The 18,127-nt window shown below is 67.3% G+C and carries 19 protein-coding genes; 4 read left to right on the top strand and 15 right to left on the bottom strand.

The window, feature by feature from the left end:
• Positions 1-18: 18 nt before the first annotated feature.
• From BMY29_RS05230 to BMY29_RS05265, 9 genes are all read right to left on the bottom strand, one after another.
• A complete protein-coding gene (locus tag BMY29_RS05230; protein WP_049990445.1) occupies positions 19-1,788 on the bottom strand; it encodes a YcaO-like family protein in 1,770 nt (589 codons plus the stop codon).
• A gap of 70 nt (positions 1,789-1,858) precedes the next feature.
• Positions 1,859-2,998 (bottom strand): SPFH domain-containing protein, encoded by a 1,140-nt coding sequence (locus BMY29_RS05235; RefSeq protein WP_049990444.1) that lies wholly within the window; start codon positions 2,996-2,998, stop codon positions 1,859-1,861.
• 130 nt (positions 2,999-3,128) lie between these two features.
• On the bottom strand, positions 3,129-4,367 hold the full coding sequence (locus tag BMY29_RS05240; protein WP_049990443.1) for a cation:proton antiporter: 1,239 nt from the start codon (positions 4,365-4,367) through the stop codon (positions 3,129-3,131).
• Between the two features lie 159 nt (positions 4,368-4,526).
• The gene (locus BMY29_RS05245) at positions 4,527-6,014 is read right to left on the bottom strand and encodes an MATE family efflux transporter (RefSeq protein WP_049990442.1); all 1,488 of its coding nucleotides are present in this window, start codon (positions 6,012-6,014) and stop codon (positions 4,527-4,529) included.
• Positions 6,011-6,649 (bottom strand): TetR/AcrR family transcriptional regulator, encoded by a 639-nt coding sequence (locus BMY29_RS05250; RefSeq protein ID WP_241471291.1) that lies wholly within the window; start codon positions 6,647-6,649, stop codon positions 6,011-6,013. Before BMY29_RS05250 ends, BMY29_RS05245 begins: the two co-directional genes overlap by 4 nt.
• A gap of 202 nt (positions 6,650-6,851) precedes the next feature.
• Positions 6,852-7,307, bottom strand: a complete 456-nt coding sequence (locus BMY29_RS05255; protein WP_049990440.1) for an RNA-binding protein — start codon at positions 7,305-7,307, stop codon at positions 6,852-6,854.
• A 127-nt stretch (positions 7,308-7,434) separates the two neighbouring features.
• Entirely contained in the window at positions 7,435-7,641 is a 207-nt protein-coding gene (locus tag BMY29_RS05260; RefSeq protein ID WP_049990439.1) for a hypothetical protein, read from the bottom strand.
• A 135-nt stretch (positions 7,642-7,776) separates the two neighbouring features.
• Positions 7,777-7,953 carry a hypothetical protein gene (locus BMY29_RS20945; RefSeq protein WP_173424910.1) on the bottom strand — a complete coding sequence of 59 codons (177 nt, stop codon included), beginning with the start codon at positions 7,951-7,953 and terminating at the stop codon, positions 7,777-7,779.
• Positions 7,954-8,205: 252 nt separating this feature from the next.
• A complete protein-coding gene (locus BMY29_RS05265; RefSeq protein WP_049990438.1) occupies positions 8,206-8,895 on the bottom strand; it encodes a type 1 glutamine amidotransferase domain-containing protein in 690 nt (229 codons plus the stop codon).
• Positions 8,896-9,047: 152 nt separating this feature from the next.
• On the opposite strand from BMY29_RS05265, the gene BMY29_RS05270 reads away from it, so the two are divergent.
• Entirely contained in the window at positions 9,048-9,512 is a 465-nt protein-coding gene (locus BMY29_RS05270; protein ID WP_049990437.1) for an Hsp20/alpha crystallin family protein, read from the top strand.
• Between the two features lie 52 nt (positions 9,513-9,564).
• Here BMY29_RS05270 and BMY29_RS05275 read toward each other — a convergent pair whose 3' ends face one another.
• The gene (locus BMY29_RS05275) at positions 9,565-10,563 is read right to left on the bottom strand and encodes a DHH family phosphoesterase (protein WP_049990436.1); all 999 of its coding nucleotides are present in this window, start codon (positions 10,561-10,563) and stop codon (positions 9,565-9,567) included.
• Positions 10,564-10,725: 162 nt separating this feature from the next.
• Between BMY29_RS05275 and BMY29_RS05280 the strand changes: the two genes are divergently transcribed.
• Both BMY29_RS05280 and BMY29_RS05285 read left to right on the top strand, forming a co-directional pair.
• Positions 10,726-11,955 carry a thiolase domain-containing protein gene (locus BMY29_RS05280; protein WP_049990435.1) on the top strand — a complete coding sequence of 410 codons (1,230 nt, stop codon included), beginning with the start codon at positions 10,726-10,728 and terminating at the stop codon, positions 11,953-11,955.
• A complete protein-coding gene (locus tag BMY29_RS05285) occupies positions 11,955-13,385 on the top strand; it encodes a zinc ribbon domain-containing protein (protein ID WP_049990434.1) in 1,431 nt (476 codons plus the stop codon). Before BMY29_RS05280 ends, BMY29_RS05285 begins: the two co-directional genes overlap by 1 nt.
• A 73-nt stretch (positions 13,386-13,458) precedes the next feature.
• Here the strand turns inward: BMY29_RS05285 and BMY29_RS21405 are convergent, their stop codons facing one another.
• The 4 genes from BMY29_RS21405 to BMY29_RS05305 form a co-directional block, all read right to left on the bottom strand.
• A complete protein-coding gene (locus tag BMY29_RS21405; protein ID WP_241471290.1) occupies positions 13,459-14,115 on the bottom strand; it encodes a hypothetical protein in 657 nt (218 codons plus the stop codon).
• A 116-nt stretch (positions 14,116-14,231) separates the two neighbouring features.
• Positions 14,232-15,230 (bottom strand): ornithine cyclodeaminase family protein, encoded by a 999-nt coding sequence (locus BMY29_RS05295; RefSeq protein WP_049990433.1) that lies wholly within the window; start codon positions 15,228-15,230, stop codon positions 14,232-14,234.
• A 139-nt stretch (positions 15,231-15,369) separates the two neighbouring features.
• Complete coding sequence (locus BMY29_RS05300) at positions 15,370-15,585, bottom strand: DUF8015 family protein (protein WP_049990432.1); 216 nt, start codon at positions 15,583-15,585, stop codon at positions 15,370-15,372.
• Positions 15,586-15,962: 377 nt separating this feature from the next.
• Positions 15,963-16,388 (bottom strand): DUF3054 domain-containing protein, encoded by a 426-nt coding sequence (locus tag BMY29_RS05305; RefSeq protein ID WP_049990431.1) that lies wholly within the window; start codon positions 16,386-16,388, stop codon positions 15,963-15,965.
• A 361-nt stretch (positions 16,389-16,749) separates the two neighbouring features.
• Here BMY29_RS05305 and BMY29_RS05310 point away from each other — a divergent pair, with 361 nt between their 5' ends.
• The gene (locus BMY29_RS05310; protein WP_049990493.1) at positions 16,750-17,460 is read left to right on the top strand and encodes a J domain-containing protein; all 711 of its coding nucleotides are present in this window, start codon (positions 16,750-16,752) and stop codon (positions 17,458-17,460) included.
• Here BMY29_RS05310 and BMY29_RS05315 read toward each other — a convergent pair.
• Positions 17,433-18,083: a toll/interleukin-1 receptor domain-containing protein gene (locus BMY29_RS05315; RefSeq protein WP_049990430.1), complete on the bottom strand. Its 651-nt coding sequence runs from the start codon at positions 18,081-18,083 to the stop codon at positions 17,433-17,435. The two genes, BMY29_RS05310 and BMY29_RS05315, sit on opposite strands and share 28 nt — an antisense overlap.
• Between the last annotated feature and the right edge of the window lie 44 nt (positions 18,084-18,127).

An 18,127-nucleotide genomic window follows, 5' to 3' on the forward strand; every position in this document is an offset into this window, starting at 1 on the left:
CCCGAACTGACTCTGCGATCAGGGATACGGGTGGAACGACCGGTCGAGCCGCGGCTCGAAGCCCAGGTCGACCGGGACCGTCCGCGCCCGTTTGCCGAAGAACGGCTCGCCGGTGAACAGCGGTTGCGCGCCGGGAACGACGACCCGAACCGCCTCGAAGCCGATCGACTCGACGTCTCGGGTCGTCAACCGCGCCGCGTACGGCGTCAGGCCGGCGTCGGCCGTCCGCTCGCACAGCGCGTCCAACAGATCGACGCCCGTCGGCACGGAATCCGGACCGACGCTCGCCGCGGGCACCATCTGGTCGATGTCGACGAACTCCCGTGCCCGCTCGGGGAAGGCGGCGTAGTCGCCGATCGCACCGCCCGCGGAGTCGGCCTCCTCGGGCCCGAGGTTCCGCAGTTCCATCCAGTTCTGAATCGCCTCCGCGAGTGCCGACTCCGCGGCCGCCGCGGCGTCTACTCCGGCCGCCGAGCCGGCCGCGAAGGCCGGCCAGGCGTCGCCGGCCGGCGAGACGGGTACGCCCCCGGAGAGTTCGTCCAGATCGCGGTGGACCGCCACGGCCACGACCGGCACGTCGACGTCTTGGGTGACCAGCAGCGGCGTCACCGACAGCCCCTCGCTCCGGGCGCGGCGCGCGAGCCGCTCGAATCCCAGCGTTTCGACGGACAGCCCGAGCGGTTCGAACGTCGAGTACCAGGCGAGCATGGTCGCGTCGCGCTCGATCACCTCCGTCAGCCCGGCCGCGAGGGCGTCGACCGTCGAGGAGCCCAGTCCCAGCCCGGTCGTGATCGGCGGGACCAGGGACTCGCCGGGCTGGGGGAACTGGACCGCCGCGGCGGGCAGGTGGACGGATTCGCCGGTGGCAAGGTCCTCGCCGGGTACCCAGCGGTGCTCGTCGCTCGGATCGTACGCGGGCGCGTCGTCCGGCCGGACGAGATCCGTCGGGGTGACCGCGTTCTCGAGGTCGGTCTCGCTCGCGCGGACGAAGTCGTCCTCGCGGTAGACGCCGGCGCAGTAGCGCTCGAGGCCCTCGCCGACGGCCTTCATCAGCGCGGCGTTCCAGTCGTCGGCGACGCCGGCCGCCTGGCGGGGCGCGCTCGCCGCGCTGTAGGCCGTCGTGTCCGCGACGGTCGCCAGGTAGTAGGGCGCGGGGAACGACTCGATCTCGCCGATGCTCGCGATGGGACCGACACGGTCGTCGATCGCCGCCTCAGCGTGCTCGACCGCGGCGTCGAGGTCGAGGGAGTCGGCGTCGCGATCGAGGCTCTGGTCGCGCCCGCCGTCCGCACAGTCACAGCCCGGGACCGGGAGAAAGCGTCGCCTGGCGTGGGGCACTTCGCGGACGTGGCCGACGATCGACCGCTCGTCGCCCGAGAGGACGCGCACACACTCCCGGCCGGCGATTGCGCCGGCGAGCCGCGCCGCGCTGCGGTCGGCCTGCGGGCCGTCGGCTCGCTGCCCGTCCGCGAGATTCGATGCGACGCGCGCGCTGAGACAGTCGAAACAGCCCGTCGCGGGCGCGAAGCCGGCAACGGCGGCGTCGACGCCGTCGATCGGCTGGCCGCCGACCCCGCCGATCTCGACGGCGAGCCAGGGCGTGTCCCCCTCGCGCGCCGCCTCGTTCGCCCGCTCGAACGTCGCCGCGCCGGCGACGTCGCTCACGATCGCGAATCGGGCGTCACTGAGCGCCTCCGGGGTCGCGTCTGCGACGGTAACGTCGACGTCCCCGAGCGCGGCGACGACGGCCTGGCGGACCGGATCGTCGCCGACGACGTGTACTTGCATATCCGAACGCTCACAGGCGGACGGCAAAAGAGTCGCGCTCGATTTCCGTCTCGGACCGGGCCGGGTTTGGTCAGTCCCCCTCGTTGTCGTCCGACGCCTGGCGCGTCTCCGCGATGTCGATAGTCTCGCCCGAGTCCGACGGCATGTCCTCGCCCTCCTGGATCTCCTGGGCCTCCTGTTCCATCGCTTCGACGTCCATCTCGGCCTCTTCGCCGATCTCGCCGATGATGTCGGCGATGTCGTCGAGGCCGATCAGTTCGCGGGTCTCCTCGTCGAATTCGAGACTTTCGAGATCGGTCCCATCTTCCTCGACGTCGCTGCCGGAGAGATGCTTGCCGTAGCGGCCGACCAGGGAGGTCAGTTCCTGGGGCAGGACGAACGTCGTCGACTCGCCCTGGCCGATCTCGGAGAGGGTCTCCATCCCCTTGTCGATGACCGCGCGTTCGCCCATCGATTCCGCGGAGCGAGCGCGGAGGACGGTCGAGATCGCGTCACCTTGGGCTTCGAGGATCTGGCTCTGCTTCTCGCCCTGCGCGCGGATGATGTTCGATTGCTTGTCCCCTTCCGCCTGCTCGACGGCGCTGCGGCGTTCACCCTGGGCTTCGAGGATCATGGCGCGCCGGCGGCGCTCGGCGGAGGTCTGTTCCTCCATCGCGCCCTTGACGCCCTGCGAGGGGGTAACCTCGCGGACCTCGACGCTCTCGACGCGGATCCCCCACTCGTCGGTCGGTTCGTCCAGTTCCTGGCGGATCCGCTCGTTGATCATCTCCCGCCTGGAGAGCGTGTCGTCCAGCTCCATGTCGCCGATGACCGCGCGCAGGGTGGTCTGGGCCAGGTTCGAGACCGCCCGTTGGTAGTCGTCGACCTCGAGGAACGCGCGCCTGGCGTCCATCACCCTGATGTAGACGACGGCGTCGGCCGTGACCGGCGAGTTGTCGCGGGTGATCGCCTCCTGGCTCGGCACGTCGATCGTCTGGGTGCGCATGTCGAAGGTGTACACCCGCGAGACGAACGGCGGCACGATGTTCAGCCCGGGCTCGAGCAGCTTGCGGTACTCCCCGAGAATGGTGAGCGCGCCCCTGTCGTAGGCGTCGACGATTTCGACCATCGACCAGACGGTCGCGACCGCGACGACGAGCACGAGCGCGCCGACGAGGAGCAGCGGGTCGTCGGCCTGCAGTTGCAGGGGGGCGAGTTCGAGCGATCCCATTACGTGTGGTACGGTATCGAGGCGAATAACACTTGGCCACGTGCGAAACCGGTCGCGGTCAGATCAGCAAGGGAAAACGAGGCGGGTGACCCGGTCCGCGTCGAGACGATCCGTGCGACCGCGGCCGGAGTCAGTCGTGGGTCGCCGACGCTCGATCGACGTAAACGAGTTCGTCCGCCGACTCCAGCAGGCGGACGCCCCACGTGACGGTGACCGGAACCAGCGCGGTCGTGAAGATCGCGATGAAGACTAGGATCGAGAACATCGACTGATCGATGACGCCGGCGCTGAGGGCGACCTGGGCGATGATGATCTCGACGGTCCCCCGACCGTTCATCCCGAAGCCGACAACCAGGCCCTCGCGGGAGGACAGCGACGTCGGCAGGGCGAACAGCCACGAGCCGATGATCTTCCCGAGGAAGGCGATCGCAACCAGGACGGTCAGCACGATCAGCGAATCCGAGAACACCGAGAAGGTGATCTGGAAGCCGACCGTGACGAAGAAGATCGGCGCGAACAGCCCCATCGCGAGGTCGTAGATGACCGTGTGCATGTGTTCGTACAGGTCGGGCTCGACGTCGGCCTGGCGGAGGAACATCCCCGCCATGAAGCCGCCGATGATCATGTGTAAGTCAGCCAGCGTCGCCAACTGGGCGAACAACAGGGAGACCAACAGGGCGAACGTGAACGCGGTCGTCCGGTCGACGAACCCGTACCGCTCGCGCTGGCGTTCGATGTAGTGCCACGCGACCGGCAGGAACCGATACCCGATCAGAAGCGTTACGGCGAAGAAGCCGACCGCCTGGAGTATGATGATGGCGAGTTCGGTCGCGTCGAACGTACCGGCGGTCACGTAGCTATCGACGCCCGCGAACGCGACGAGCACGCCCACGTCGGAGGCGAGCGCGCCGCCGAGTAACACGTTCGCGATCCGCGTATCGAGCAACTCGAGGTCCGCGAGGATCCGCGACTTGGTGGCCAGCGACGTCGCGGCCATGGCCAGGCCCAGGAACAGGGCCGCGCCGACGGACACGTCGAGCAAGACCCCGGCCGCGTAGCCCATTCCGAACGGAATGACGAAGGCGCCGAAGGCGATCAGCAGCGACTGGGCGCCCAGGCGGAACAGCTCACGGAGGTCGACTTCCATCCCGACGTAGACCATCAGGAGGAACACGCCGAGTTCGGACAGCACCGTGAGCAACTCCGAGGGGTGCAAGACCCCGAGCAGCGCGGGTCCGAAGGCGATGCCGGCGAACAGTTCGCCCATCATCGTCGGATAGCCAAAGCGCTCGGCGATCGCGCCGAACACCCACGCGACCGTGAGGACGAGCAGGAGGCTCATGACGTCGATCCCGACGGCTTCAACCATCGATCACCACCTCGCTCCGTCCGTAGGATAGTTGCGTCGCTGTTCCCGTCGATCGACCCGCCAGCGGCGGCTCCAACTCAATACGCCCATAGTAACTCGACTCGGTCGGATACGTAGTTTCATAGGTACTTTATTGATGTGATACGGTTGTCAGTCGTGTCAGTCGTCGGCACCGGCGTCGGTCGCTCCGATCTCGAGGTCGTCGCCGAGTTGGGCGCCGGGAGGCCCCTCGGTGACGTCGGCCGTGCGCCAGGTGCCCCGTCGGTACCAGGCGAACGCGAGGCCGGCACCGAGGACGTTCGAGACGGCGAACGCGATCCAGATGCCGCGGTACCCGATCGTCATTTGCGAGAGCCCGGCGGCGACCGGGAGCCGGACGAGGCCGTAGATGACGAGGACGATCCCCGCTGCGGTGAGAGTCTTTCCGGCACCGCGGAAGCTGCCGTTGTACGAGCGCATCACGCCGATGAACCCGAACGTCGGCGCGACGTACCGGAGGAAGGACACGCCGATGTCGACGACCTCGGGATCGGTCGTGAACACGGCGACGATCGGTCGCGCCCCGATCCAGGCGACAATGCCGAGCGCGCCCAGGATGACGAACATCGTGCGGGCGGCGAAGTCGGCGGCGGCCTGTGCGCGGTCCGGTTCGTCCGCGCCCATGTTCTGACCGGTCATCGTCTCGACGCCGCGGGCGACCGCGACCGCGGGGAGGAAGATAACCGAGAACACCCGCGTGCCGACGCCGTAGGCGGCGACGACCGTCGTCGGGAACAGGCCGACGATGACCAACAGCAGATTGATCGATAGCGCCCGGCCCATCCCCTCGACGGAGGCCGGCACGCCGAGCCTGACGAGTCGCTTCGCAAAGGAGAGGTCCGGTCGCATCTGTCGGAGCCGGATCCGAACGCCCCGGGTCCCCTGGAACATGATCGCCAGGCCGACGACGAGCGCGAGCCCGCGCGAGAAGACGGTCGCGACCGCCGCGCCCTGAATGCCGAGTTCGGGGAACGGTCCCCAGCCGAAGATCAGGAACGGGTCGAGGACGACGTTGACCAGCACCGAACCGAACATCACGAGCATCGGTGTGATCGTGTCCCCGTAGCCTCGCATGAGCGCGATGAAGACGAAGAACCCGAACATGAACGCCAGGCCGAGCGAGATGACCTGCATGTAGGCGGTAGCCAGGGGTAACACCTCCGCCGAAGCGCCCAGGAGTTCGAGCAGGGGCTCGACGATCCCGTAACCGACGAGTCCGATGAGTGTGGCGCCGATCAGCGACAGCGCGACCGTCTGCGAGGCGGCGTACTCCGCGTCGGCCTCCTCGCCTGCACCGACGTGTTGGGCGACCAAGACGCTGCCGGCGACCGAGAGCCCCATTCCGACGGAGATGAGCAGGAAGACCATCGGGAACGCGAAGCTGATCGCCGCGAGCGCGTTCGTGCTGTACTGGCCGAGCCAGAACGTGTCGATGAGGTTGTAGGCGGTCTGCAGCAGGTTCGTCACCACGATCGGCAGGGAGAGGTAGAACAGCGGCTTCGCGATGCCGCCCGCCGTCAGATCGACCTCGTCGGGACCCTTGAACAGGCCGGAAACCCGATCGATCTGATAGCCGAACCACGTCACCAGGCGCCCGAGTAGGCTCATCGGTCCGCCTCCGACCCGTCCATCTCGCCGGTCGACGACGGCGCCCCGTCGCGCTCACCGTCCACTCGTAGGGTCTCGTCGATGTACTCGTGGAAGAACTCCTTCGTCCGTGCGGGCGACCGGTCGACCGCGACCGCTCGCGTCTGCGCGCCGTGGAAGACCGTCACGAGGAAGTCGGCTATCTCGTCGGGATCGACACCCTCGCGGAGCTGCCCGGCCTCGATGCCGTCCGCGACGAGCTCCGCGATCCGGTCGTGCAACGCCCGGTCGAATTCGTCGAGCTGCTCCCGGTAGGCCTCGTTGTACGGCGCCTGGGCCTTGATCTCGAGCATCGCCATCCGGAACTCCTCCGCGGAGTCCTCGTCGGACGGCGTCAGAAGTTCCTCTAAGAATTCGTGAAGCCGTTCGGCCGGCGTCCCGCCGGGCACGGTCTCGGTCCGCTCCTCGAACTGGGTCAGAAGATACTCCAGAAAGGACTCGAGGAGGTCCCGTTTCCCATCGAAGTGGTAGTGTAGGGTCCCTTTGCTCTTCGTCGACTCCGCGGCGATGTCCTGCATCGTCAACTCCGCGTAGCCGTGTTTACACAGCGCGCGATACGTCGCCTCCATGAGATCGTCCTTCGTCGCATCCGTCATTCAGAAAGATCCTGTTCTGACTTACTGACTGGCCAGTCAAAAGGCCTTCGCCATCGAAACCGATAGCCGCGGGTTGAGCGAAAATCGCCCTGCGAGCCGCCGTATGCCGGCGCTGGACAAGGTCCGCTCGTCGTCGAAAATCGGATCGGAACCGGGCCCGTCAAACCGGACGAGTTACCGGCTGCGGATCGCCTCGATCCGGTCAGTCCCTGTCGCGGAGTCGCTCGAGGACCTCCCGCGCGTTCTCGACCGCTTGGGCTTTCTTCGCCGGATAGGCTTCGACCTTCCCGCGGAAGGTGATGCCGTCACCGAGACGAACCTCCCCCTGGAAGGCGGCCTGCTTGTCCAGGCGCAGGAAGAGTTCGGTGTTCTCGGTGACCCGCTCGTCGAGTTCGTCGATCAAGTTTTCGAACGACTCGAGGTCGGCCAGGCGGGAGAGGACGTGGCGGACGTCGTCGGCGTTCTCGACGCGGGCCGAGAGGACGAGGATACGGTCGCCGTAGTGGCCCTCGCTCTCGACGCGCTCGATCTCGAACGGGTCGTCTTCGTCGTCGCGGTCGGGGAGGAAGGTTCGAAGCGCTTCCTCGACGCGCTTTTCGTCCTCGGTGGCGTAGCAGAACGTCCGTAAATCGACGTAGTGAAGCGGGATTTGTGGCATCTGCAGTCGAATTCCGATTTCGAATCCGGTTCGGCTCGGGTTCCGATGCGGTCTGCGGGGCGCGGTTCGCCGTGAGCGGTGACGCGACGAACGGGTCGCGAACGGCGCAACCGACCCGCGAACGGTGTTACTCTTCGTCGGCGTCGGCGTCGGCGTCGTCGGCTGCCTCGAGGGCGTCCTCGGGGACGCCGGCCTCCTGGCCGTCCTCGAAGCTGACGGTGTAGGTGACGTCGCCGAACATCGATTCCATCGTCTGGGAGACGGTGCCGGTCTCGCCGTCGAACTCGCTGTGCTCGTCGTGCAGGACGACGCGATCGTCTTCCTCGAAGCTCATAGTCGGTGATTCCCCGCCGCCGCGTAAAAAGGGACTGATTCACGGCAAGACGGGAGTGCGGACCGGTTTCCGGATCAGCCGCCCGAGCGGCGGTTGCCGCGGCCCTGGGTTGGCCGTCGCGGTTTCCGAAGCCGACTATCGCATGTTCTCGAGCGCGACCACGGTGTCCGACATGACCCACGCGTCGTCACAGGTGACGTCCTCGATACTGAGCGCGAAAAACGACTCGCGACCGTCGTCGACGGTGATGCGATAGCTGCGACTCTGCAACGAGCCGGTCTGTTCGGACGAATTCGATCGAGCGGGGCCCACGAATGTGTTCAGGCGTTGACGGAGATAACTGGCTCGGTCCGAGGACCAGGCGGGTCACGCCGTTTCGAACGATCGTCCGATGATCGACAGTCGAATTGCGTAACGCGGCCCTCGAGCGCGCCGAATGCCGGAGCAGCGTCCGCCACCGGTTACGCTCGGCGCGGCGCGAACGAAAACGGAGATCCGCTCGGACGAACCGGAAACGACGAATATCGAGACGCGGACCGCGAACTCCCGGCGCCGGAGACCGACTTAGGCTTCGAGTTCGATGCCGAGTTCCTCGAGCAGCGTCTCGGCCGCGGCGCTCGAGGATCCGGGGCCGCGGGCGGTGATGAGGTCGCCGTCGACGGTGACGCTCGCGTCCTGATCGAGTTCGGCGTCCCAGTTGCCGCCGGCCGCCTTCACTTCGTCTTCGACCCAGTAGGGCAGCTTGCGGCCGTCTGGCATTCGGTCCTGCTCGTCGACGATGCCCTCCTCCCACTCGTTGGGGAAGCCGGTTACGTTGCGGTCGTTGACGATGAACGCGCCCTGGCTGTCGCGGGCGAACCCGAGCAGGCCAACGGCGTGACAGACCACGAGCGCTTTCCCGTCGCCTTCGACGATGTCACGCAGGAGCTCGCGGGCGTGTTTGTCCTGATTGATGTCCCACGCGGTGCCGTGACCGCCGGGGAAGACGACGGCGTCGTAGCCGTCGGCGTTGGCCTGTGCAACCGGGATCGGATCGTTCAGTCGCTCGTCGTTCTCGTGGACCTCGCGGATGCGCTCGGCGGTCTCCTCGCCGACCTCGTCGGGATCGACCGACCGCTCGTCGACGACGGGCGGGCTCCCCGATGGCGTCGCGACCGTGACCTCGACGCCCGCGTCCGAGAGCGTCTCGAGCGGCTCGACGCATTCTTCTCCCCAGTACCCTTCCTCGCTGACGACGAACAGTGCTTGCGTCATACGCGTTCGTAGGTGCGGGAGCGTAAAAACGACCTGCCCTCCCCTCGGTTCTGCCGCAATTCCCCGCGCTAACATGTCGTCCGGAGCGATCGTCTCCCCGATTGAGGGTGGCCTTTTTCGCCGTCGCTGCCCTACATGCGATAGGTGATACCATGTCGAATCGACCAAACCCGTTCGACGGGCTCGACGAACTGTTCGACCGACTGAACCGCCAGATCGAGACGGCCGCCCAGTCGTGGGAGTCGCAGGTCGACAACCGGAGTCAACTCGATCTCTCGATGGGCGGCTCCGCGACGAGCATCGACTTAGCCGACGAGGGCGACGAGTTCGTCGTCACTGTCGACGTACCGGGGTACGAGAGCGAGGACCTCGAGTTGCGACTCGTCGGCCGGCGCCTGGCCGTCTCGGGCGAGCGAGAGCGCGACCGCGAGGTCGGCGGTGAGGACGAGAACTACATCCGGCGCGAGCGGACGACCAAGTCGTTCAGCCGCCAGCTCCGTCTGCCCGAACCGGTCGACGACGAGGCGGTCCAGGCCAGCGTCAACAACGGCATCCTGACGGTCCGACTACCGAAGCAAGAGCCGAGCGACGAGGCGCGCTCGATCGACATCGGCTGAGCTCGTCGCACCCGTTTTCCGCTTCCACTCCCGTCCCCGTTCCGGGCCAATATCAATCGTCGAGATGTAACGAGTCGAAGAATCGCCGCGTGAGCCGGTCTCCGACGAAGTCGAGCAGTTCGTCCGCGTCGTCGCCCTCGTCCGCGAACAGTCCGAGTTCGATCCGGCCGCCGGCCATGTCGTGGTGGCCGCCGACCGCGCCGAGTTCGTCGAACGCGTCCTTCAGCGTCTCGCCCATGTGGACCCGCGGATCGATCGAGCGCCCGCTCAGCCGGATCGCGCCGTCGACGATGCCGTATACCAGTACCGTGTTCACCCCCTCGAGGTTGAGCAGGTAGTCCGCCGCCTGCGGGAGCGCGTCCGTCTCCGTCGTCTTGCCGACACTCGCGACCAGCGACGAACCCCGGCGCTCCCGGCTGGCGATCGCCCGTCCGATCGCGTCGAGCGTCCCCGGCGTGAACGCGGTGCCGTACAGCTGTTCGAGGGTCTCCAGGTCCGCGTCCGGATAGACCGCGAGCGCGGCCTCGTACTCGCGCCGCGTCGGTTCCCTGACGAAGTCCAGTCGCTCCCGGTGGAGCGCGAACAGCAGCGCGGAGGCGAGTCGCGGCGTCAGATCGACCTCGAGGTCGTGGAGGTACTCGACGAAGATCGTCGCCGTCGCGCCGTAGTCGCTGCGAACGTCCTCGAACGTCGCCCCGGACGAGTCGCCGGGGTGGTGATCGACGACGATGTCGGGCGCGACGGCGACCGGAACCTCGGTGTTCGCGCCTGGCCTGGTGTGGTCGACGAAGCTCACGCTGTCGTAGGCCCCGAGGTCGGTCTCGGAAATCGTCCGGAGGCTGATGTCGAGTAGGTTGACGAACGCGCGGTTTTGCTGGTGGGAGATCTCGCCGCCGTAGGCGATCGCCACGTCGTCGACGTCGTGGTCGACGGCGATCGCTTCGAGGGCGATCGCGCTGGCGAGACAATCCGGATCGGGATTGTCGTGGCAGACGATCGCCAGGGAGTCCGCCGACTCGAGGACGGACGCGAGCTCGTCCGCGCGGGACATAGTACCAATACGACGACGAGACGCTTGAATCCCGCGTCGCCTCTCACGAACTCGAATCTCGGCGGGAACGGACCGAGCGTGCGACGCCCGCGAATGGAGTCCTTGGTGAACGACCGTGAGCAACCGGGCACTTATTTCACATCGGACGCCGCAACGGCGGGTATGCGAGACGCGTACCTCGTTGGCGCGGGACAGTCGGACTACGGGGCGTTCCCCGAGGAGAGCTACCGGTCGCTGTTCCGGACGGCGTTCGACGCGGCGACGGATAGCGTTCCGAAGGGACTCGACGCGGGCGACGTCGACGAAGCGTTCGTCGGCACGCTCGGGGTCGGCGGGCGACAGCTCGGCCTCTCCGGGCCCGCGGTGACCGAACACGTCGGCCTCGACGGCGTGCCGACCACCCGAGTCGAGAACGCCTGCGCGGCCAGCGGCTTCGCCGTCCGCCAGGCCGTCCAGGCGATCAAGTCGGGGATGGCCGACGTGGTCCTCGCGGGCGGCTTCGAAGTCATGTCCGACACGAGTTCGGACGCGACGAAGTACTGGCTCGGGGTCTCCGGGGAGACCGAGTGGGAGCGGCTCTCGGGAACCACGTTCTCCGGCGTCTATGCCCAGATGGCCAGCGTCCACATGGAGCGGTACGGCACCACGCGGGAACAGCTCTCGCGCGTTGCCGTCAAGAACCACGCGAACGGCGCGAAGAACCCCCACGCGCAGCTGGGCTTCGAGTGCTCGCTCGAGGACGCCCAGTCCGCGCCGGTCGTCGCGGACCCGCTCAACCTCTATCACTGCTGTCCGACCTCCGACGGCGCGGCCTGCGCCCTGATCGTCAGCGAGGACGTGGTCGAGGAGTACACGGATGACCCGATCCGGGTCGCGGGCGTCGGCGCCGGCAGCGACGACGTCGGGCTCTTCCAGCGCGATACGTACACCGGCATCCCCGCGAGCCGGCGGGCCGCCGAGTCGGCCTACGAGATGGCCGGCGTCGGCCCGGACGAACTGGACTTCGCCGAGGTCCACGACTGCTTCGCCATCGCCGAATTGCTGGCCTACGAGGATCTGGGCTTCTGCGAGGAGGGCGAGGCCGGCCGGCTGATCGAGTCCGGCGCGACCGAACTCGGCGGCGACCTCCCGGTCAACACCTCCGGCGGGCTCAAGTCCAAGGGCCACCCCATCGGCGCGACCGGCGCCGGCCAGGTCGTCGAGGTGTTCAAGCAGCTCTCGGGGACCGCCGGCGAGCGCCAGGTCGAGCGCCCGACCCGCGGCCTGACGCACAACGTCGGCGGCAGCGGCGGTGCGGCCGTGGTTCACGTCTTTGAGCGCGAGGAGCCACGCTCCTCGAGGAATTCGAGCGGACGTGGTCCGCGAGAGAAGGAATCGGAGGTGAGCGCGTAATGACGGCCGCGATCACCGGCGTCGGCGCGTACGCGCCGCGGTTCCGCATCACCGCCGAGGCGTTCGAAGAAGCCTGGGGTCAGTTCCAGGCCGCCGGCGTGACCGAGAAGGCCGTCCCCGCGGCCGACGAGGACGCGCTGACGATGGCCGTCGAGGCCGCCAGGCGGGCGCTCGCGGCCGCCGACGTCGACCCCGGCACGGTCGACTGGCTCGGCTTCGCCTCCTCGCGACCGCCGGAAGCCGAGGAGGATCTCACGGCCCGCCTGGGAGCGATGCTCGCCGTCTCCGAGTCGGCGACCCGACAGCTGTTCGTCGGCAGCACGCGCGCCGGAACCCGGGCGCTGTGGGCCGGCGCGGATGCGCTCGCAGTCGACGCCGGGACCGCCCTCGTGGTCGCCGCCGACGCGCCGAGAGGCGATCCGGACGACGGCGTCGACCACGCCGCCGGCGCCGGGGCCGCAGCGTTCGTCCTCGAGCGCGACGGCCCGGCCGCGATCGTCGACCGCGCGGAGTACGCCGCCCCGTATCCCGGAACGCGATTCCGTACCACCGGCGACGAGGCGACGCAGGGACTCGGCGTCACGCAGTACGACCGCCAGGCGTTCACCGAGACGATCGGCGGCGCGGTCGCCGGACTCGAGATCGAGCCCGAGCCCGACGCCGCGGCGATCCAGGCCCCCGACGGGAAGCTGCCCTACCGCGCCGCGGGCGCGGCCGGCGTCGGAACCGACGAGATTCGGGCCGCCGCGACGGTCCACGACCTCGGTGATCTCGGAGCCGCCAGCGTTCCCGTCTCGCTCGCGACGGCGCTGGAGGACGGCTACGGAACCGTCCTCGCGGTCTCCCACGGCAGCGGCGCGGGTGCGGACGCGCTCGTCGTCGAAGCCGACGGCGACGTACCGACGAACACCGCGCTCGAGGGCCACGATCCGCTCTCGTACGCCGAGTACCTCCGCCAGCGCGGCGTCGTGACGACGGGTCCGCCCTCGGGCGGCGGCGCGTACGTCAGCGTCCCCGCCTGGCGACGCTCGCTCCCGCAGCGGTACCGGCTCGAGGCCGGCCGCTGTGCGGAGTGTGGCGCGCTCTCGTTCCCACCGGAGGGGGCCTGTGCGAACTGTGGTGCGCTCGCCGAGTACGAGCCCGTCGAACTCGCCGGCACCGGGACGATCGAGGCCGTGACGACGATCTCCCAGGGCGGTGCGCCGCCGGAGTTCGCCGAACAGCAGGCCCGCTCGGGCGACTACGCGGCCGCGATCGTCGCGCTCGAGACCGACGACGGGACGGAAACCGTCAGCGCCCCCGCGATGGGCACCGGCGCGGCTCCCGACGACTTCGCGGTCGGCGACCGGATCGAGACGACGATCCGCCGCGTCTACACGCAGGAGGGCGTCACCCGCTACGGGTTCAAGGTCCGACCGGCGGGCGAGTAGCTGGTTCGCGCTCGCGTCGACAAACGGAGTTACGGAACGCCGAACGACCGAGTTCGAGGCGTCCGGGTGACCCTTACTCGGTGACGAGTCGAACGTCGTCGAAGTACCGGCGAATGCCCGTTTCCCAGACGACGTTCATGCCGACGGCGAGCGTTACCGTTCCGCTGAGATCGTCTACCGAGTACGAGTAGGTTTTCCACCCGGAATGGTCTTCGATGTCTTTTTCGCGGTTGAAGTCGCTCTCCGCGAGTCCGCCGCGCGGTTTCTTCCCGGCGAAGAACGCGACCTGCGACATCCGGTTGTACGATTCCTGCTGACTGTAGACGTCGACGGTCACCGTCCGTACCCGGCTGACGTTCACCGGCTGTTCGACCCAGATCGTTCCGTCGTCGGCGATTCCGTCGATGTACAGCGCCAGCGAGTGGTCACCGTCCGACGCCCGTTCGGACGTTATCGAGACGGAATGCTCGACCGGATCCGTCGATTCGCCCGGCTCCGACGGGAGGTCCGTTCCGACGGACCATCCATCGAGGTACGATTCGAACGAGCCGTTTCGAAGCGCGCGGGACGACGGCGTCGTCGACCGCTCGGGGATCGGAGGATCGTCGGGACGTTCAGATTCGTCTTGCGGATCCGTACTGGTGGTCGAACGACCAGTGAGCGGCGTCCCTTCGGCGAGTCCGACGCCGAGGAATCCAGTGAAACCGGCCATGTACGATCGTCGTTGCATCGAGTAGGTCCGAATATGTGTGTAAAAGTAACTGTGCCCCAAGCTAAAACGTCTCTTTGAGTCGATCCTCGCGATAGTTCCCGTGATGGCGGTCCCGAAGGGGACGATCGATTCGTTTAGTCGCCCGTCAGCGCCTCGCTCGCCGGCGCGAACTCGATCGTCGTCCCGACGTCCGCCTCGACCGCGCGCTCGTAGAGCATGTGCGCTGCCGCGACCGTCTCGATGCCGGTCCCGCCGCTGTCGAAGACCGTGATCTCGTCGTCGTTCGTCCGCCCTGGTTCGATCCCGGCGACGATCTCGCCCAGCTCCGCGTGGATGTTGCCCTCGGTCACGGCACCCTCCTGGACGGCCTGCATGAATTCGCCCGAGTCGAAGGTCGCGCGGTCCCGCAGGTCGGGAACGTAAGTCGCTTTCTCGATCGTCGCCGTATCCAGTTCGCGCTTATCGGGCGAGTACTGGCCCATCGCGGTGACGTGCGTCCCGGGTTCGATGTCGTCGCCGTCGACGACCGGGTCACCGGCCTTCGTCGCCGTGATCACGACGTCCGCGCCGCTTACGGCATCCCGGCTCGAGTCGACCGCGCGGACCGCGGCGTCGAGGTCGTCGTCGAAGTCGGCGGCAAAGGCCTCGCGGTTCTCGGGCGTCGGCGAGTAGACGCGGACCTCGGTGAAGTCTCGGACCGTCGCGGTCGCGCGGACCTGGCCCCGCGCCTGCGCGCCGCTGCCGATCACCGCGAGGACGTCGGCGTCGTCGCGCGCGAGTTCGTCGACGGCGACGGCGCCCGCTGCGCCGGTCTTGAAGGGGTTCATGCTCGCGCCGTCGAGCAGGGCCAGCGGCGCGCCGCTGTCGGCGTCGAACAGCGGCGACATGAACCAGGCGTCGCCGGCGCCGAAGCCGGCGCTGTACATGTACCCGCCCATCGCGCCGGTGTCGGGGAGGACGGCGGCGTAGCTGGTGAGCATCCCCTCAGGGTCGGCGCGGAAGAACTTCGAGCGCGGCTGTGCGGGCGCGCCCTCGCCGCGCTGACGGTACCCCTCGCGGACGGCGTCGACGTACGCGGACGGGGTCGCCAGGTCGGCGATGTCGTCGCTGGTCAGAAACAGCGTCTCGGTCATGGGCGAGGACACGGCTCGAAGCGAGGAAAAGGGACCGAAACCGGAAGGGTAAGCGAACGGAAGGGGACGGATCGGAGCTGAACGGAATCGAACGCGGAAGCGGGCAGAGGAAACGAGAGGAAGCGAAGAGGTGACTGGATTAATCCGCGTTGAGCGGGGGACGTGCGGACTTGGCCTCGTCGGAGACATCCGCCGGCGTGTTGACGAACATCGCGTGGCCGATGATCGCCATCGCGACCAGCGAACCGAATGGTACCGCGGCCGTCAGTGACATGCCGACGAGCGTGAGGGCAGCGGTGATACCGAGCAGTGCGACTGGGATGAGGCCAAGAACAATGTCGTAATATCCAGTCATAATCTATTCTATAGTATGACGAACAGGTATATAAGTGTTTCCCATAATCGCCCCATGGTAGATACGTTTCAAATATGAATTCACCGAATGGGATCCTCATAAGTTATGAGCCAATTATTCGGTTTCGAGCGGACTGGAAGTGGACCGCGATCGTCCTCGCCAGCGGCAAACATATCAGAATCGAATAGTATAATCGAAGGCGTCGTTTAGCGAGATAGTAGGGTAAATTATCGCAGGAGGAAGACGGAAAAACGGTGTCGTGCGAACCCGAACAGACGCGAGAACGGGCATCGAGGACGACCGGATCAGCCGTGACACACCACGGCGGTCCATGTCGGATCAGCGGGTCCGCAAGCGTCGCGACGATCGGGACCGACTCAGTTCGCGACTCGACCGGCGAGGACGGCCAAGACCCGCCACCCCAGCAGGGCGACCAAGCCAGTGCCGGTGATCACGAGCGGGAACGGCCAGGTCGCGCTCCCCTCGAACAGGGACGAGGCCCGGAGCATGAGGCCGACATTCGCCGCCGCGATCCAGCTCACGGTGACCAGGCGGAGCCCCTGGCCGACCGCGGGACGGTCGCGCGTGTAAACCCCCGCGAGCGCGGCGATCGCGAGCCAACTGAGCACGAACGGGGCAATCGTTTCGAGCGAGGCGATCGGTTCGGCGATCGGACTGTCGCCGTGGGACACGCGGCCGACGAGGACCAGACCGGCGACGAGTACGACGTCGAGCACGCCGGTAGCGATCCGTTCGCGATCGCTCGTGGTGTCGCGGGTTTCGGACTGTACTGCCGTATCCATACGCGAGACTCGGAACTACTGGACTATCGGTCTCCCGGTTCGGACCGAAGGCCCGAACCGGAATCCTGACAGGAGAGGAGGAACTCGGCGGCGAACCGCCGAGCGCCGTCCAACGGACTGCGCGTCTCCGTGCGAGGGGAACCTCGCACGGACGAGTCGTCGGGACCGGACTACTTTGTTATCGATTCCGTTCAGCGCCGGTCGCGCCGAGACCCGATTTTCGCGCGTCGGTAAGGGGATCCTACGACCGAGCGAGCTATCGCGCTCTGCCTGACCGGCCGCCCCGTTCGGATCGAACCGATCGGACGGCCTGACTGTCAGCAGAAGGACTAATATGGGACGAACCCGAATCGGCCGGGTGATGGCTGTGGTCGGCGAACGACGGGCCGGCTGTGACGGGTGCGGCCGCACGGTCACGCTCGAGGAGTTGACGATAGTGACGATGCCGGACGGCGAGCAATTCGTCTGCTGTCCGGATTGCGAGCCCCACGCCAGGTCGGTCGCGCGAACGGACGGCTCCCTCGATCAGTGTCGGGCCGCATGTGACGGCTGTAACGGCACGTATCTGGAGACGGAACTCGAGGACATCGTGCTCGACGACGGCACCGTCTTGACCTGCTGTCGGACGTGTGCGGCCGAAGCGCCCGGGGCCGACGCCGACGCCTCGAATATCGACGGCGACGGCGGCGACGAGCCCGGTGACTCCGCCTCGACGACCGAATCCGACCGCGGATCCGGCGACGGTACAGGAGCGGATCGAAACCTCTGTAGCCAGTGTCGCGAGTGGACGGGCGCCGAACTGTTTCGCATCACGACGATCGACGAGCGTACCGAGCGGCTGTGTCCCGACTGCAAGGCCGACGCCGACGACCGTGGCATCGTCGCCGACGTCGAGATGCGCGAGTCCAAGGCCCGCGAGATACTCGGCATCGACGCCGACGCGACGGACGCGGACCTCCGCGAGGCGTTTCACGAGCAGGTCAAACGGGCCCATCCCGACAGGAAAAGCGGCAGCCAATCGGCGTTCAAGCTCGTCAAAGACGCCTACGAGCGGCTCCGAGACGGGGGCTGACGGTCAGTTCCATTTTCGTTTCCGTCCGCGCGTCCCCTGAAGCCGATCGTCGCCGGGTTGAAGTAGTAAGTCGATTCGCAGCGCTCGCACGACGTCGTCAGGTGTTTCCCGTGCGCGTGGAGCTTCCAGAGCTTCGGCTGTCCGTGGTCGAGTTCGAGCGTGACCGGATGGCCGCAGTCGGGGATCGTACACGGGAACCGGATGTACCAGTTCGGCACCGACAGCGCGCCCAGCGGCGCGAGTTCGCCACGTAATCGAGATAGCAGGTCGAAGATCGTCCGCGAGAGATCGCGACGATCGATCGTCACGCCCTCGACGTCGCCGACGTACCCGCCGCGACTGACGCCCTCGTCGCGCAGCGGGAGGACGGGAATACCCTTGGCCACCGCGTACCCGATCTCCTGATCGATCCACGTGTTGCCGGCGCCGTCCTCGGTCAGCACGGCGACGACGACGTCGCTGTTGGCTAACCGCCCCTCGAGTCGCTTCCGCGAGCGGCCGGACTCGATCTCCTCGAGCGCGATGTGGACGCCGAAGGGGAAGTTCTTGACCGTCGAGAACAGGTCCTGAACGAGTTCGAGATCAGCCGGCGCGTGGGACACGTACACCTGTTCTCCGGTCATGGAATCGTCTACGCGAAGGTGTCGGACGCACCATTATTAATCTA

This window comes from Natrinema salifodinae (assembly GCF_900110455.1).
Taxonomy (GTDB): Archaea; Halobacteriota; Halobacteria; order Halobacteriales; family Natrialbaceae; genus Natrinema; species Natrinema salifodinae.